Source organism: Variovorax sp. Root318D1 (genome assembly GCF_001424835.1).
GTDB lineage: Bacteria > Pseudomonadota > Gammaproteobacteria > Burkholderiales > Burkholderiaceae_C > Variovorax.
On sequence record NZ_LMCQ01000012.1, the window covers coordinates 683005 to 697623 of the forward strand.

14 protein-coding genes are annotated in these 14619 nt (G+C 67.5%); 5 read left to right on the plus strand and 9 right to left on the minus strand.

Translation table 11 applies throughout. From position 1 onward, the window contains the following. The first annotated feature begins 299 nt into the window (after positions 1-299). Positions 300-1187: a TauD/TfdA dioxygenase family protein gene (locus ASC78_RS13285; protein WP_055801813.1), complete on the plus strand. Its 888-nt coding sequence runs from the start codon at positions 300-302 to the stop codon at positions 1185-1187. Between the two features lie 24 nt (positions 1188-1211). Here ASC78_RS13285 and ASC78_RS13290 read toward each other — a convergent pair whose 3' ends face one another. Then, complete coding sequence (locus ASC78_RS13290; protein ID WP_235505078.1) at positions 1212-1610, minus strand: DUF5329 family protein; 399 nt, start codon at positions 1608-1610, stop codon at positions 1212-1214. 110 nt (positions 1611-1720) lie between these two features. Here ASC78_RS13290 and hisN point away from each other — a divergent pair, with 110 nt between their 5' ends. The 3 genes from hisN to ASC78_RS13305 are packed head-to-tail and all read left to right on the plus strand — an operon-like array spanning position 1721 to position 3687. Then, the gene (gene hisN, locus ASC78_RS13295; protein ID WP_055801817.1) at positions 1721-2503 is read left to right on the plus strand and encodes a histidinol-phosphatase; all 783 of its coding nucleotides are present in this window, start codon (positions 1721-1723) and stop codon (positions 2501-2503) included. Between the two features lie 19 nt (positions 2504-2522). Next, positions 2523-2717 carry a DUF2905 domain-containing protein gene (locus ASC78_RS13300; RefSeq protein WP_055801819.1) on the plus strand — a complete coding sequence of 65 codons (195 nt, stop codon included), beginning with the start codon at positions 2523-2525 and terminating at the stop codon, positions 2715-2717. 43 nt (positions 2718-2760) lie between these two features. Then, positions 2761-3687 carry an ROK family protein gene (locus ASC78_RS13305; protein WP_055801822.1) on the plus strand — a complete coding sequence of 309 codons (927 nt, stop codon included), beginning with the start codon at positions 2761-2763 and terminating at the stop codon, positions 3685-3687. Here the strand turns inward: ASC78_RS13305 and ASC78_RS13310 are convergent. Further along, on the minus strand, positions 3660-5177 hold the full coding sequence (locus ASC78_RS13310; protein WP_055802197.1) for an aminotransferase-like domain-containing protein: 1518 nt from the start codon (positions 5175-5177) through the stop codon (positions 3660-3662). The genes ASC78_RS13305 and ASC78_RS13310 overlap by 28 nt on opposite strands. A 173-nt stretch (positions 5178-5350) precedes the next feature. Between ASC78_RS13310 and ASC78_RS13315 the strand changes: the two genes are divergently transcribed. Next, a complete protein-coding gene (locus ASC78_RS13315; RefSeq protein ID WP_055802199.1) occupies positions 5351-5692 on the plus strand; it encodes a hypothetical protein in 342 nt (113 codons plus the stop codon). 19 nt (positions 5693-5711) lie between these two features. Here ASC78_RS13315 and otsA read toward each other — a convergent pair whose 3' ends face one another. From otsA to ASC78_RS13350, 7 genes are all read right to left on the minus strand, one after another. Next, positions 5712-7097 (minus strand): alpha,alpha-trehalose-phosphate synthase (UDP-forming), encoded by a 1386-nt coding sequence (gene otsA, locus ASC78_RS13320; protein ID WP_055801824.1) that lies wholly within the window; start codon positions 7095-7097, stop codon positions 5712-5714. Between the two features lie 22 nt (positions 7098-7119). Next, positions 7120-9042: a glycoside hydrolase family 15 protein gene (locus ASC78_RS13325; RefSeq protein ID WP_082517516.1), complete on the minus strand. Its 1923-nt coding sequence runs from the start codon at positions 9040-9042 to the stop codon at positions 7120-7122. Further along, positions 9039-9815, minus strand: a complete 777-nt coding sequence (otsB, locus tag ASC78_RS13330) for a trehalose-phosphatase (protein ID WP_055801827.1) — start codon at positions 9813-9815, stop codon at positions 9039-9041. Before otsB ends, ASC78_RS13325 begins: the two co-directional genes overlap by 4 nt. Before the next feature lie 124 nt (positions 9816-9939). Continuing rightward, positions 9940-11199, minus strand: a complete 1260-nt coding sequence (locus ASC78_RS13335) for a multifunctional CCA addition/repair protein (RefSeq protein ID WP_055801830.1) — start codon at positions 11197-11199, stop codon at positions 9940-9942. A 45-nt stretch (positions 11200-11244) separates the two neighbouring features. Further along, positions 11245-11928 carry a glutathione S-transferase family protein gene (locus ASC78_RS13340; protein WP_055801834.1) on the minus strand — a complete coding sequence of 228 codons (684 nt, stop codon included), beginning with the start codon at positions 11926-11928 and terminating at the stop codon, positions 11245-11247. Between the two features lie 92 nt (positions 11929-12020). Continuing rightward, a complete protein-coding gene (locus ASC78_RS13345; RefSeq protein ID WP_055801837.1) occupies positions 12021-12578 on the minus strand; it encodes an MgtC/SapB family protein in 558 nt (185 codons plus the stop codon). A gap of 1 nt (position 12579) precedes the next feature. Continuing rightward, complete coding sequence (locus ASC78_RS13350; protein WP_082517517.1) at positions 12580-14610, minus strand: lytic transglycosylase domain-containing protein; 2031 nt, start codon at positions 14608-14610, stop codon at positions 12580-12582. Positions 14611-14619: the final 9 nt, after the last annotated feature.

A 14619-nucleotide genomic window follows, 5' to 3' on the forward strand; every position in this document is an offset into this window, starting at 1 on the left:
CCCCTTCTGTATGCGCCGAGGAGCGCAGATGGAGGCGGGATCAGGGCCGCAGCTGTTTGAGCGAAGCGAGTTCTGCGGACCCCCGCCGGAGTCGAGCACCGCAGGTTGCCCGTAGCGCAGCGGAGGGACGCAGACAGTAGGGGTCGCCTTTCTTTGCTTACTTTCTTTGGCGAAGCAAAGAAAGTGAGTCGCCCGCCGGGGCGACACCCGGCCTCGGAACCCAAACAACCGACAACGGCAAATAAGCTACCAACAAAGATTTCGTTGAGAAACTACCTCAGTAAACCTACATTGGCTGAATGACCGCTTCTCAAAGCAAAGCCGAAGCCCCTCCGCAGCACTTCGAAGTGCGCCCCTTCCCCGCCCCCGTAGGCGCAGAAATCCTCGGCCTCGACATCTCCAAGTCCATCAACGACGAAGATTTCGCGCGCATCCACCGTGCCCACCTGGACCACCACGTCCTGGTATTCCGCAACCAGCAGATCACCCCCGCAGAGCACATCGATTTCAGCCGCCGTTTCGGCCCGCTCGAAATCCACGTGCTGCACCAGTTCCATCTCAAGAACCACCCCGAGATCCTGATCGTCAGCAACATCAAGGAAAACGGTGAGCCCATCGGCCTGGGCGATGCGGGCGCCTACTGGCACTCCGACCTCTCGTACAAGCCCCAGCCGAGCCTCGGCTCCCTGTTGCATGCGCAAGAGCTGCCGAGCGAAGGCGGCGACACGCTCTTCGCCGATCAGCACCTCGCTTGGGAAGCTCTGAGCGCGGATCTGCAGCAACGCATCCTGCCGCTCCAGGCCGAGCACAGCTACCTTGCCAAGTACGAAGAGCTGCGCGCCAAGAACCCCTGGCGGCCGAAGCTCTCGCAGGCGCAGGTCGATCAGGTCACGCCCGCCGTGCAGCCGGTCGTGCGCACGCATCCCGAGACGGGCCGAAAGGCGCTGTTCGTCAGTGAGCATTTCACGACGGGCATCGTCGGCCTGCCGCAAGAGGAGAGCGACGCGCTGCTGGCCGAGCTGTTCGCGCACAGCGTGAAGCCCGAGTTCGTGTACCGGCACCAATGGGCGCCGCACGACCTGGTGTTCTGGGACAACCGCTCGCTGATGCACTTGGCGGCCGGCACGCCAGACCACCTGCGCCGCCGGCTGAACCGCACCACTATCGCTGGCGACACGCCGTTCTGAGAGGGACGACGGGCCGATCTTCCTTCAGCTGGCGGCAGGCTTGCCACCGCCCTTGCGCAGCGTGCGCAGCTCAGCGGTCAGGAACTCTTTGGCATCCCTCACCGCGCCATTCGGCATCTTCACCTGGTAGGGCTTGCCCGTCATCTCGGAGCGCGACGCGCAGCGGTCGATGAAGTCTTCCGCGGTGACGATCTCGTCCTTGAAGTGGTCGAACTTGGCTTGCATGTGCTTCGCGGCGTTGGCGGCGTTGTGCGCGTCGCCATTGCGCATGAAGGTCATGGTCTTCATGTTCGAGACGCGAAGGATCAGTGTGTCGATGAGCTTCTGCTCCGACGCGGAAGGGGTGGCCTGCGCCAGCGCCGCAGCGGCACCAAGCAAAAGTGCGAACAGTGCGGTGCGCAGAAACCGGAAGGAAGACAACATGGATCTGAGAAGGAGAAGGAGTTCCGGACCATGCTAGAGCGAGGGGCCCCGGCATGTCAAACCGGCCCGCCTCGGGTCTAATTGCAGTTTTTGGCACGCGTGATTTCTCCATGAGCCCCCCGACCCTCGATCTTTTGTCGATTGCCAATGCGTTGGCCGACGCGGCCGCCGCGCAATCGATGCATTACTTCCGCACGCCGCTCGACATCGTCACCAAGGCCGACGCGAGCCCGGTCACGCTGGCGGACCGCGCCGCCGAAATGGCCATGCGCGAGATCCTGGGCGAGCGTGCCGCAGCCGATGGCATCTTCGGCGAGGAGCACGGCCTCGAACGGCTCGACGCCGAGCGCGTCTGGGTGCTCGACCCTATCGACGGCACGCGCAGCTTCATCACCGGATCGCCGCTATGGGGCACGCTGATCGGCGTGCTGCAAGGCCCGCGCGTGGTGCTTGGCATGGTCGACATGCCGGTGCTCAAGGAGCGCTGGATCGGCCAGCTCGGCAAAGGCGCGACGCGCGACGGAAAGCCGGTGCGCGCGAGCGGCTGCACCGAAGTGGCCAAGGCGCGCATCGTCACCACCTCCCCCGACATCTTTGCGCCGGCCGACTGGCAGGCCTTCGACCGGCTCAGCCGGCAGTGCGCGATGCGGCGCTTCGGCGGCGATTGCTACGGCTACGCCCAGCTGGCCGGCGGCACCATCGACCTCGTGGTGGAAACCGGCCTGCAGCCCTACGACTACCTTGGGCCCGCGGGCCTGATCGAGGCCGCGGGCGGCGTCATCACCGACTGGCAGGGCCAGCCGCTGGGCCTGGAGTCCGATGGCCGGGTGATTGCCGCGGCCACGCCCGAACTCCATGGCCAGGCGATGGCCATCCTCGCCGCGCGGGCTTGAACCGGCCTAGACTGTTTCAATGATCCGCTGGCTGATCGTCGTCGTCCTTGCCCTGGTACTCATGAGCGGCCTTACGGCTTGGCTGCGCCGGTTCGGCTTTGGGCGGCTGCCCGGCGATTTCGAATTCCGCGCCTTCGGCCGCCACTGGCAGCTGCCGATCTCCAGCACTCTGGTGCTCAGCATGATCGCGGCGCTGATTGCGCGCTTCATCTAGCGCAACCGATGAACCTAAAGTCCGAAAAGAGAAGAACCACGCGATGAGAGCCTGCGTCGACATCGGCGGCACCAAGGTGGCCGTGAGCCTTTCCCCCTCGAGCGATGCGCCGCTGGCCGGCCGCCGCAGCGAGCCGACTGCCAAGACCGGCGACAACGATGCCGTGGCCGTGCAGATCATCCGCATGATCGAGGAAGCCTGCGCCGAACAAGGCGTTGATACCGGCGCGATCACCCGCGTCGGCGTGTCTTCGACCGGGCCCTTCGAATTGAAGGACGGCATGGTGGAACTTGCAACGCCCAACATCTGCGGCGGCATTGCAGGCCCGGCGCGCGGCCTCCCCAACAACTGGATGACGGCGATCATCGAAGCGCCGCTGGCCCGGCGCTTCGGCAGCGTGCGGGTCGAGAACGATGCGGTGGCGGCGCTGGAGGCCGAGCGCCAGTGGGGCGCGCTCAAGGGGCTGGACCACTGCGCCTATGTCACCTGGAGCACCGGCGTGGGCGTGGGCTTGTGCGTCGACGGGCGACCGCTGCGCGGCAAGAACGGCAACGCCGGACATGCGGGCCACAGCTTCGTGGCCGACGACGCGAGCGGCGCGCTCTGCGGATGCGGCAACCTTGGCGACGTGGAGGCATTGGTAGCCGGCAACTCCATCGCGCGCCGCCTGGGGCAGCCTGCGCCCGAGTTGTTCGCGGCCGCCTCAAGCGGTGAACCGCATGCCGTCGAGATCGTCGATGCCCTGTGCCGCGTCATGGGCCGGATGATCTACAACCTGGTGGCCACGCTCGATCTCCAGCGCATCAGCCTGGGCGGCAGCGTGTTCTGGCACCACCGCGAGTTTCTGCTGCCGCGATTGCAGGCGCAGGTCGATGGCAAGCTGCTGCCGCTCACGCGCGGCGTGATGCTGGTGCCCGCCGGGCTCGGCGAAAAGGTCGGCGACTACGCGGCCCTTGCGCTGCTCGACTGAAGCCGGGCTGCTTCGGGCGGCCAGGGGGGCGATGCCGTCCCTGCGCCGGCCCCGCGGCTCAGCGTCTCGATGATCTGGCCCAGGCGGCGCAAGCCGGTGTCGACAGCTTCACCGTAAGGCCAACCGCAATTGATGCGCAGGTAGTGGTCGAAGCGCGACGAGTTGGAGAACAGCGTGCCGGGCGCCACCACGATCCGCTCGGCCAGCGCCGCATCGAAGACCCTCGAAGAAGAAAGCCGTTCGGGCAGCTCGACCCACAGTTGCAGTCCGCCGGGCGGCAGGTTGATGCGCGTACCCGCGGGAAAGTAGCTGGCAATCGCGTCGGCGGTCTGCTCGCGCTGCGTCTTGAGGCAACCGCGCAGATGCCGCAGGTGGCGGTCGTAGGCGCCGGTGCCCATGAAGAGGCCCGCCGCGCCTTGCGAGAGCCCTTCGTTGTTGCGCGTCTGCGCAAATTTGAGCATTTCCACCCGCGCCTGCCAGCGTCCGGCCGCGATCCAGCCCAGCCGCAGGCCGGGCGCAAGAATCTTGTGCAGCGATGCGCAATGGATCACATTGCCGCTGGCGTCCCACGACTTGAGCGCGCGCGGCGGCGTCGGGGCGTCGATCAGTTCGCTGTAGGTGTCGTCCTCGATCAGCGGAATCGCATGCCGCTCGCAAAGCTGAGCGAGCCTCGCCTTGTGGGCGTCGGGCATCACGCTCCCCAGCGGGTTCTGCAAGTGCGGCACCACCACCACGGCCTTGATGTTGTCGTAGGTGCTGATCGCAAGCTCCAGCGCCTCGATCGAAAGGCCGGTCTGCGGACTGGTCGGAATCTCCAGCGCGCGCATGCCGAGGCTTTCGAGCACCTGCAGCAGGCCATAGAAGGTGGGCGACTCCACCGCCACCGTGTCGCCCGGCTGAGCCACGGCGCGCAGCGCGAGGTTGAGCGCCTCGATACAGCCGTTGGTCACCAGGATGTCGTCCGGCGAGATCGCCATGCCCACGCGCAGGCTGCGCTGCGCGAGCACCTCGCGGAACTGGCGATGGCCTTTCAGCGGCGATGCGACCGTCAGCATCTCGGGCTGCTGGCGCAGCATGCGCGTCATCGCATTGCGCAGCGCCTCGGCGGGATACAGCTCCGGTGCGCCGCGCGCGATCGAGAGATTGAGCTTCTCGGGAATCTGCCGGCGGCGCGCCACGAAGTCCGACACCTTGGCGTGGATGCCCACGTACTGCGCCGGGTCCGGCGGCACGCCGGCGGCGGGCTCCTCCATCGGCGCAATGGCCAGCCGCCGCGGCCGGCGCACGAAGTACCCCGAGCGGTCCCGCGCCTCGACCCACCCATCGCTCTCCATCGTGCGGCACAGCTGCAGCGCGGTCGAAAGGCTGATGTCGTGCAGCCGCATGAGGCTGCGCAGCGACGGCAGCTTGTCGCCCTGCTTGAGCGAGCCGGTGTGGATCGCGTCCACGTAGTGCGCTGCGAGCTGGCGGTAGAGCGGTAGCGAGTCCATGGCGTCGATGCTCCCCCGATCGCGCATCCGAAAACAGATGCAGTTGCAAAGGAAAACGACCATAACAGATGCGCTGCGGCGCTCGCTGTTCCGGTGCGAATCGCCTTGGCGTGTGCCTGTTTTTTGAGCGGCCGAATTCCTACGATGGCCGCATCCACTCCGAAAGCCGCGCCATGCAACCCGCCACGCTCGATCCACTGCCCGACACCGTCACCTTGCAGGCGGGACAGGCCTTGCGCACCGCGCTCGACCCCGCGACCTGGCTCGAAGTGCTGGAGGGCCGGGCACAACTGGTGTCGCCGCCGTCATGGTTCGGCGACACCGTGTTCACCGTGAAGAGCCTGCTGGCCGAAGGCGACGTGCATCGCCTGGAACGAGGCGGCTGGATCGAGCTGTCGGCGCTGACGCCGGTGCGGCTGCGGGTTCATGCGCCGCAACAGGCACCGGCACCGGCGGCTCGGCCTGCAGAGATCCGGCCTGTGATGCGCCTGGTGCGGCTCTTGACCGGCACCTGAACGGGCTGCCGCGTTCTGGCTAGCGCTGGCTCGCGGCGTGCCGCAGCGCTTCGAGAAAGCTGCGCCGCCACCAATGGATGTCTTGCTCGCGGATGCGCGAGAGCAGCTTCTGGTGCCGCTCGCGCCGCTCCTCGAGCGGCATCTGCAGCGCCTGCTGCACGGTTTCGGCCGTGCCGTGGGTGTCGTACGGATTCACCAGCAGCGCTTCCTTCAGCTGCTCGGCCGCACCGGCAAAGCGCGACAGCACCAGCACGCCTGGGTCGGCCGGGTCTTGCGCCGCGATGTATTCCTTGGCGACGAGGTTCATGCCGTCGCGCAGCGGCGTCACCAGCCCGACCGCCGCGGCACGGCACAGCCCCGGCACGCGCTTGCGCGCCACCATGCGGTGGATGTAGCGCACCGGCATCCAGTCGAGCTCGCCGTAGTCGCCGTTGATGGCGCCGCACAGCGATTCGAGCTCACGCCGGATGTCTCCATAGGCATCGACCGTTTCGCGCGTGGGCGACGCAATCTGGATCAGCGTGGCGCTGCGTCGGTTCTCGGGGTAGTTGGCCAGCAGCTCGCGAAAGGCCCGCACCCGCTGCGGAATGCCCTTGGAGTAGTCGAGCCGGTCGATGCCCAGCAGCAACCGGCGCTGCGAATACTCGCGCTTCATGGTCTCGAACATGTCGCGCGACTCCTTGGCGTGCGTGAGCGCCGCGAACTCGTCGACGTCAATGCCGATGGGGAAGGTGCTGCAGCGCACCGTCTGCCCGTAGGCTCGGTACATCTCGTCGCCCAGGTATTCGCCATGGGCCTCGTTGCGCACGTAGTGTTCGAAATGCTGCACGTCCTGCTGCGCCTGGAAGCCGATCAGGTCGTAGGAGAACAGCGAGCGCATGAGCCATTCATGCTGCGGAACGGCCGCGATGATGATCTGCGGCGGCAGCGGAATGTGCAGGAAGAAGCCGATGCGCTGCCTGCAGCCCATGGCGCGCAACTCGGCCGCGAGCGGCATCAGGTGGTAGTCGTGGATCCAGATGATGTCGTCGGGCTTCAGGAGCGGCATCAGCTTGCGCGCGAACAGCTGGTTCACGCGCCGGTAGCCGCCGATGAAGCCGGCGTCGAAATGGGCAAGGTCGAGGCGGTTGTGGAACACCGGCCACAGCACGTCGTTGCTGTAGCCCAGGTAGTAGCTGTCGTGGTCCTCGCGGCTCAGGTCGATGGTGGCCAGGGTGACCTTGCCGGCCTGCAGTACGTGCAGCTCGCCTTCGCCCGTGGGACCGTCCTCGACGATCTGGCCGCTCCAGCCGAACCACAGGCCACCGCTTTGCTGCAGGCTTTCACCGAGCGCAACGGCCAGGCCGCCCGCGGCCGGCTTGCGCGGATCCGCCACGCGGTTCGAAACGACGACGAGCCGGCTCATGGGTGCACCCCTGGCGCTGCGCTCATATGCACGAGTCCCACGGTGCCGACAGCCGAACGGCGGCATTGATGATGCCGACCATCGAATAGGTCTGCGGAAAGTTGCCCCACATCTCACCCGTGACGGGGTGCGTGTCTTCCGACAGCAAGCCGAGCGGGTTGCGCGCCGCGAGCATGGTCTCGAAGATCTGGCGGGCCTCGGCCTTGCGGCCGATCTTGGCCAATGCGTCGATGCGCCAGAAGGTGCAGATGTTGAACGCGGTCTCGGGCTTGCCGAAGTCGTCGGCCGCCTCGTAGCGGCGCATGTAGGGGCCATCGCAGAGCGACTTTTCCATGGCATCGACGGTCGAGATGAAGCGCGGATCGCGCGCGTCGATCAAGCCCACCTCCACCATCAGCAGGATGCTGGCGTCGAGTTCGTGGCCGCCAAAGCTTTCGGCAAAGGCCTGGCGCTCCTCGCACCATGACTTGGCGAGGATCTCTTCCTTCATGCGCGCGGCATGGCCGTGCCAGTACGCGGCGCGCTCGGGCAACTCCAGCGCACGTGCGATCTTGGCGAGCCGGTCGCAGGCGGCCCAGCTCATCAATGCGGAACTGGTATGCACACGGGCCCGGGTGCGCAGCTCCCACATGCCGGCGTCGGGCGTGCCGTACACGCGGATCGCCTGTTCGCCCACGGCTTCCAGGTGCGGAAACTCCGCCACGCCCGCGCGGGCGAGCAGGCGGTGGTCATGAAAGGCCTGCGCCGCGCCGAGCACGATGTTGCCGTAGACGTCGTGCTGAAAATGCTCCTGTGCCTGGTTGCCCACGCGCACCGGCCCCATGCCGCGGTAGCCCGCGAGGTTCTCGACCATCGATTCCGGCAGTTCGCGCTCCAGCCCGATGCCGTACAGCGGCTGGATGTGTTCGCCGTGCGACCCGATCACCACGTTGCCGAGCCAGCGCAGGTAGTCTTCCATGGTGCCCACCTCGCTCAGCGAGTTGAGCGCGCGCACCACGAAGAAGGCATCGCGCAGCCAGCAGTAACGGTAATCCCAGTTGCGCTGGCTGCCCGGCGCCTCGGGAATGCTCGTGGTCATTGCCGCGACGATGGCGCCGGTGTCTTCGTACAGAGAGAGCTTGAGCGTGATGGCCGCGCGGATCACCGCGTCCTGGTATTCGAACGGAATGGCCAGGCGCTTGCTCCAGGTGCGCCAGTAGGCGATGGTTTCCTGCTCGAAGCTGCGCGCCGTGTCCGCAATGCCTTCGAGCAGCGTCTCATCCACGCCAAACATGAAGTTGTATTCGCGCGAGATCACGAAAGGCTGGCGCGAAAGAATGTGCGAAATCGAGGCGTCGGTGTTGAGCCGCAGCGTCACGTCCGGCCCCACGTAGCGGATGTGGTTGCTGCCGCGCGTGACCTCCAGCGGCGCCGTGGCACCCCATTGGAAGCGCGGGTCGAGCGCCACGCGGATGCGCGGGGCGCCGGCAATCGGCCGCACGCGGCGCACCATCGTGAGCGGGCGGAAGTAGCGCGAACGGCTGTAGAAACGCGGCGCAAAGTCGGTGATCTCGATGCCCTGGCCGGCGCTATCGAACAGCTGGGTGCGCAGCACCGCGGTATTGGGCTCGTACCACTGCTTGCTGGAGGCGAAGTCCTCGATCTCGATCGCCCAGGCGCCGGCATCTTCGCCGGGGTGCAGCAGGGCGTTGAACACCGGGTCGCCGTCGAAGCGCGGCAGGCAGCACCACACGGCGCGGCCGCGGGCGTCGATGAGCGCGTTGTAGGCGCAGTTTCCGATCACGCCGACGTTGAGCGAAGGCTCAGCCGGCGGCCCGAAGCCGCGCGGCACGGCTTGCACCGCGGCACGTGGGTCGACGGGCGCCGACTCGGCCGGCCCGGCCGCGCCGGAAATGGAGGCACCCGCGCGATCTTCGGGTGCCTTCGACAATTGCATCTCGCTCATTCAGGGCTCCTCGGGGACTCGTCTTTCTTGTGTTGCGGCGCGGCCAGGTTGTCGCGCGCCTGCACCAGCCACTCGAAGACCGCGCGCGGCGATTCGAGCCGGTGCAGCGCCAGGCTGGGCCCCGAGCCCACCTTGATGCCGATTCCGCCGCGCGGCTGCACGATGGCAAAGCCGCTCTCGTCGGTGGTGTCGTCGCCCGCAAAGACCGGCACGCGCCCCGCGAACGGAGCCTCGTTCATGAAGGCCTCGATGGCAATTCCCTTGTTGACGCCCGTGGGCTTGACCTCGAACACGAACTTGCCGTGCATCAGCTCGAGATACGGCCGGCCCATGATGGCGCGCGACATGGCGTCCCTGCACACGGCCTCCAGCTGCGGCGCAAGCCGGTAGTGCAGCGCGATGGCCGCGTGCTTGCGCTCGACCAAGAGGCCTTCATGCACGCGCGCCAGCTCGTTGGCGATGTCGAGAATGGGCACGAGGTCGGGCGCGCGCTGTTCCTGCATGCGGCCCTGCGGGTCGCGCCGCTGCACGCCGTGTTCGCCGGCGGCCGGCAGCCGCAGCGGTGCGAGAAAGCGGTCGATCGCGTCGATCTGGCGGCCCGACACCACGGCCAGGGCGCCGCCGAGCTGGTCGCGCAGGTCTTGCAGCAGCGCCACCAGCGCAGGGGGAACCTCGATCGCTTCCGGGGTGGGCGCCAGCGCGACCAGCGTGCCGTCGAAGTCGAGAAAGAGGGCGGTGTCTCGGCCGAGCGGGGGAGGCATCTGAGAAGGCATTGGCATTGGTGAAAACCATAGCACGGGTGCGGCATTTCCCGTGTCGGCCAAAGTCCCGCACGTGCACGTGCACGTGTTTAGACGGTGCACCACGACCGGCGCACCTGCGCACCGGTGGTGGGCTTCAGCCCAGCGACGCCGCCACGGCCTCGACCCGCGCGCGATGGATCGCCTCGCCGATCTGCGGCCCGGCGGCGCCCGACTGCTGCGCTGCCCGCGCCACCGCGTCGGTGGCCACTCCGGCGGCCGCGGCGAGCGCCGCAAGCAGGCGCTCGCGCTGCAAATAGTGCTGGTCTTCGAATCCGAGCCGGCCGCGCGAGTCGCACTCGCACGCCAGCAGCACGTCGGCAAAGCGAGCCGGCTTGCGGAAGGCGTCGCAACGCTCCAGCAGGCGCACCAGCTCCGCCGCCTCGAGTGCGCCGCTGCCGTGGATGTTGCCGTGCTCGCGAGCCACCACCTCGGCCAGTTCGCGAACGTCCACCGGCACGCGCCAGCGGTCGCACACCGCCTGCAGCAGTTCGGCACTGCGTTTCTCGTGGCCGGGGTGGCGCGGCAACTCGTCGGGGTCGGTCGTGCCCTTGCCGAGGTCGTGCATCAGGCAGGCGAAGCGCACCGGAAGCGGCGCGTCGAGCCTGGCGCTGGTGTCGACGACCATCATCAGGTGCACGCCGGTGTCGACTTCGGGATGATGTTCGGCGGACTGCGGCACGCCCCAGAGCCGGTCGACCTCGGGCAGCAGCACGGCCAGCGCGCCGCAGGCACGCAGCACCTCGAACATGCGCGACGGGCGGGTTTCCATCAGGCCGCGCGCCAGTTCCTGCCACACACGCTCGGCCACCAGCGCATCGGTTTCGCCAGCTTCGACCATCTCGCGCATCAAGGCCATGGTTTCGGGCGCGACCGAAAAATCGTCGAAGCGCGCAGCAAAACGGGCCACCCGCAGGATGCGCACTGGGTCTTCGCGAAAGGCGTCGGTCACATGGCGCAGCAGCCGCTGCTCCAGGTCGCGCCGGCCATGGAAGGGATCGGCCAGCTTGCCGGGGTCGGGCTCGAAACTGCCGTCGGCCTGCACTAACTCGGCAGGCATCGCGATGGCGTTGACCGTGAGGTCGCGCCGCGCCAGGTCTTGCTCCAGGGTGACGTCGGGCGAGGCATGGACGGTGAAGCCCCGGTAGCCGGGAGCGCTCTTGCGCTCGGTGCGGGCGAGGGCGTATTCCTCGCGCGTGCGCGGGTGCAAAAACACCGGAAAGTCGCGCCCCACGGGCAGGTAGCCGCGCGAGACCATTTCTTCGGGCGTGGCGCCCACCACCAGCCAGTCGTGGTCCGACACCGGCCGCCCGAGCAGTCGGTCGCGCAGTGCACCGCCGACGAGGTAGATTTTCATGCGCCCAGTGTAGGGATACGCCGGCTCCCCTGGAGCCGACGCGGCTCAGCGTCCCGTGCGGTAGGGCTCCTCGAACTGCAGGAAGTCCTTCTCGGCCAGCGCATCATCGATCCATGCCTTGATGCCGGGCAGGGCCTGCACCCGCTCGATGTAGGCCGAGACGGCGGCAGGCACCGGCAGCCCGTAGGTCTTGATGCGCGTGCCGACCGGAGCGAAGTAGGCGTCGGCAATGCTGAATTCGCCGAACAGCAGCGGGCCGCCATGGGCGTCGAGCAGGCCGGTCCACATCTGCACAATGCGGTCGACGTCGCCTTGCAGGCCGGGGTTGTCCTTCAGCAGCCGTGCGCCGACGTCGGCCAGCGAGGCCTCGATGTTCATGCCGCACAGGCTGCGAAGGCTGCCGAAGCCCGAATGCATTTCGGCGCAGATGCTGCGCGCGCGGGCCCGGTCGGCCACGGCGCGGGGCCAGAGCTGCTTCTCCGGGAAGGTCTCGGCCAGGTATTCGGCAATCGCCAGCGTGTCCCACACGACCAGGTCGCCGTCGACCAGCACCGGCACTTTCGCCACCGGATTGAGGGCGCCGATGGTGTTCTTGAACTGCGACTTGGCCTCGAAGGAGTCGAAGCGCACCATCACCTCTTCGAACGGTATGCCGGCCTGCTTCATGAGCACCCAGGGCCGCATGGACCAGGACGAGTAGTTCTTGTTGCCAATGTAGAGCTTGCGCATCGTGTGATCCCGCGTATCGGATGAGAAACCTTTGATGCTAGCGCGGCCGTGCGCGTGCATTGATGCCGAAGCCGGTGCGAATTGATGCCGGCTCAGTGCGGCGGCTTTTCGTCGGGCGAAGCGATTACGCGGGCCCCCTTGCCATCGCCATTGCGCGGCGGCCCCACCATGCGTTCGACGAGGTTCACCAGCCGCGGCACCAGCGCAAGCACGGCCAGCGCCAGCAGCGCGCTCAAGACCGCGGTCACCTCGCGGCCGAGCCCGCAGGCCATGCCGATGGCGGCCGTCATCCACAGCCCCGCGGCGGTGGTGAGGCCCTGCACCTGGTGTTCGTCGCGGCCCTGCTTGAGGATGGTGCCAGCGCAAAGAAAACCCACGCCGGCCACCAGGCCCTGGATCACCCGGCTCATGTCGGCCGGCACGATGCCGGTCTGCTGCGGAATCAACACGAACATCGCCGAGCCGATGGCCACCAGCATGTGGGTGCGCACGCCGGCCGCCTTGCCTTGCTGCTCGCGCTCGAAGCCCAGAATGAAGCCGAGCACCGCCGCGAGCATCAGGCGCACGACGATGCGCGTGAGCTGGGCGACGTCGCCCACGTCCGAGAACTCGGCCGCGATGGTGTCGAGTACCTCGGCGATCAAGCTCATTTCAGGGGAGGTCCTTGTTGGGCTCCGGCTCCGAGGCGTCGCGCGGCCCGACACGGCCCAGGCGTTCTTTCAGCGATTGCGGGCGCCCGCTGATCAGCGCCGCGTAGTTGGTGGTGTTGGCGAGCACCTTTTTCACGTAGTCGCGCGTTTCGTTGAAGGGCACGTTCTCGGCCCAGATCGCGGCGTCCATCACCGGGCCATTGCGCCAGCTGCGCGGCCGGCCGGGGCCGGCGTTGTAGGCCGCGGCGGCCAGTGCCATGGAGCCGTCGAAATCGTCGAGCGCGAGCTTCAGGTAATTGGTGCCGATGGTGATGTTGGTTTCGCGGTCGTTGATCTGCCCCGGCGTGAAGTCGTTCATGCCGATCTTGCGCGCGGTCCAGCGCGCGGTGGCCGGCATGACCTGCATCAGGCCCGAGGCGCCCACGCCGGAGCGCGCGTCCATGATGAAGCGGCTTTCCTGGCGGATCAGCCCGTATACGTAGGCGGGGTCGAGCCCGATGTCCTGGCTCTTGCGAAGCACCGTGTCATGGAACGGCATGGGAAAGCGCTGCTCCATGTCGATCGTGCCCTTGGTGCGTTCGCTGGTGTTGATGCAGCGGTCCCACACCTCGCGCTGGCAGGCGAAGTCGGCCGCGGCCAGCAGCGCGCGGTCGTCCATGCCGCCCTTGTCGTGCAGATTGGTGGCGTAGTTCCATTCACGCGTGCCCTCGGGGCGCAGCCCAATGGCAATGGCATAGAGCGCACGGTTAAGCGCGATGTTGCTGCGCGCGGCGTTCTTCTCTTCGGGCGTGAGCGGTGCCGGCCGCGTGGGCACCACGACCCGCTGGCCGAGCTCTTCGAGCGCCAGCATTTCATAGAAGCCGCGTGTGCCGGCGATCGTCTGGTAGAGCTCGCGCGCCTGGGCACGCCGGTCGTCGCCGCCCACCGCGCTGAGTGCGCGTGCCTTCCAGTAGACCCAGGTCGCCTCTTGCTGGGCGGTGTCGCTCATGGCATTGATGGCGGGCGCGACTTCCTTCCACTTGCCGGCGCGCAGCGCGGCGCGTACGCGCCAGCCGAGCATGTCGTCGGACAGGTCTCCGTTCTTGGTGACATTGGCAAAGTAGCTGCCGGCCAGCGGCGAAAGCTTGCTCGCAGCCTGGCGGCCGATGGTGCCCCAGAGCCAGTTGCGCTCTTCGGCCGACAGCATCGGGCCCCATTTGCTGTCGAGCTGCGAGGCGGCCTGGTCCGGATCGGCCATGGCGATCTTGATGAGCGCCAGCACCACCAGCTCCTTGCGCGACTTGGCGGCCACGAAGGCGCGGCCTGTCAGGAATTTGGCCGCGCTGGCGTTGAGCTCTTCGAACAGCGGCAGCGCATCGGGTGCGGCGAGGGTTACGGCACCGCGCGCGGCCTGCGGGCGATTGGCCTCCATGGCCAGGCGCGCCTTCTTCCAGGCATCGTTGGTCGACATCAGGCGGGCCGCGATCATGCGGTCGGCGGCGGTGAGGCAGCCGTCGTCGGCCTCTTTCTGGCTGAACCAGCTGCGTTGCACTTCGTCGGCCTGGGCCTGGGTGGCGCTGCCGGTGCGCAGGGCCTCGACCAGGACGGCATAGCAGCGCACCTGCGGATCGTCGCCCATGCGGAAGCCCGCCACGGCGGACGAGAAACCGTCCCAGTCGCGGCGCTGGCCCAGCAGCAGCAGCCAGTCGTTGCGCAGCCGGTCTTCCTGGTAGGTGCCGGGATAGCGCGCGAAGAAATCCTGCACCTCGCTGGCCGAGGCTTCCTGCAGCCGGGCCTTGAGTTCCCAGTAGGCAGCCCAGGGTTCGAGCGCATGGCCGCGCGCTTGCGGCAGCAGGGCCGCCAGGCGGCCTTTGTCGCCGCGCTGGAAGGCCTGCTTCATCTGGATCAGTACGTCGTCATTGGTGTTTGTTTGCGCACTTGCCGGCGGCTGCGAAAGCAGGGCGCCGAGGGACAAGACCGCGGAAAAAACGAGGGCGGGCGCCGCACGGAGCGGGCGATGGCACATGGGTGCCAAAATGCTTGGGAACTGCATCGGGGGATT

Excerpts from the sequence above, each read along its gene's own strand:
- ASC78_RS13285 (WP_055801813.1), top strand. The coding sequence starts at position 300 with ATGACCGCTTCTCAAAGCAAAGCCGAAGCCCCTCCGCAGCACTTCGAA.
- ASC78_RS13290 (WP_235505078.1), bottom strand. The coding sequence starts at position 1,610 with ATGTTGTCTTCCTTCCGGTTTCTGCGCACCGCACTGTTCGCACTTTTG.
- hisN (WP_055801817.1), top strand. The coding sequence starts at position 1,721 with ATGAGCCCCCCGACCCTCGATCTTTTGTCGATTGCCAATGCGTTGGCC.
- ASC78_RS13300 (WP_055801819.1), top strand. The coding sequence starts at position 2,523 with ATGATCCGCTGGCTGATCGTCGTCGTCCTTGCCCTGGTACTCATGAGC.
- ASC78_RS13305 (WP_055801822.1), top strand. The coding sequence starts at position 2,761 with ATGAGAGCCTGCGTCGACATCGGCGGCACCAAGGTGGCCGTGAGCCTT.
- ASC78_RS13310 (WP_055802197.1), bottom strand. The coding sequence starts at position 5,177 with ATGGACTCGCTACCGCTCTACCGCCAGCTCGCAGCGCACTACGTGGAC.
- ASC78_RS13315 (WP_055802199.1), top strand. The coding sequence starts at position 5,351 with ATGCAACCCGCCACGCTCGATCCACTGCCCGACACCGTCACCTTGCAG.
- otsA (WP_055801824.1), bottom strand. The coding sequence starts at position 7,097 with ATGAGCCGGCTCGTCGTCGTTTCGAACCGCGTGGCGGATCCGCGCAAG.
- ASC78_RS13325 (WP_082517516.1), bottom strand. The coding sequence starts at position 9,042 with ATGAGCGAGATGCAATTGTCGAAGGCACCCGAAGATCGCGCGGGTGCC.
- otsB (WP_055801827.1), bottom strand. The coding sequence starts at position 9,815 with ATGCCTTCTCAGATGCCTCCCCCGCTCGGCCGAGACACCGCCCTCTTT.
- ASC78_RS13335 (WP_055801830.1), bottom strand. The coding sequence starts at position 11,199 with ATGAAAATCTACCTCGTCGGCGGTGCACTGCGCGACCGACTGCTCGGG.
- ASC78_RS13340 (WP_055801834.1), bottom strand. The coding sequence starts at position 11,928 with ATGCGCAAGCTCTACATTGGCAACAAGAACTACTCGTCCTGGTCCATG.
- ASC78_RS13345 (WP_055801837.1), bottom strand. The coding sequence starts at position 12,578 with ATGAGCTTGATCGCCGAGGTACTCGACACCATCGCGGCCGAGTTCTCG.
- ASC78_RS13350 (WP_082517517.1), bottom strand. The coding sequence starts at position 14,610 with ATGCAGTTCCCAAGCATTTTGGCACCCATGTGCCATCGCCCGCTCCGT.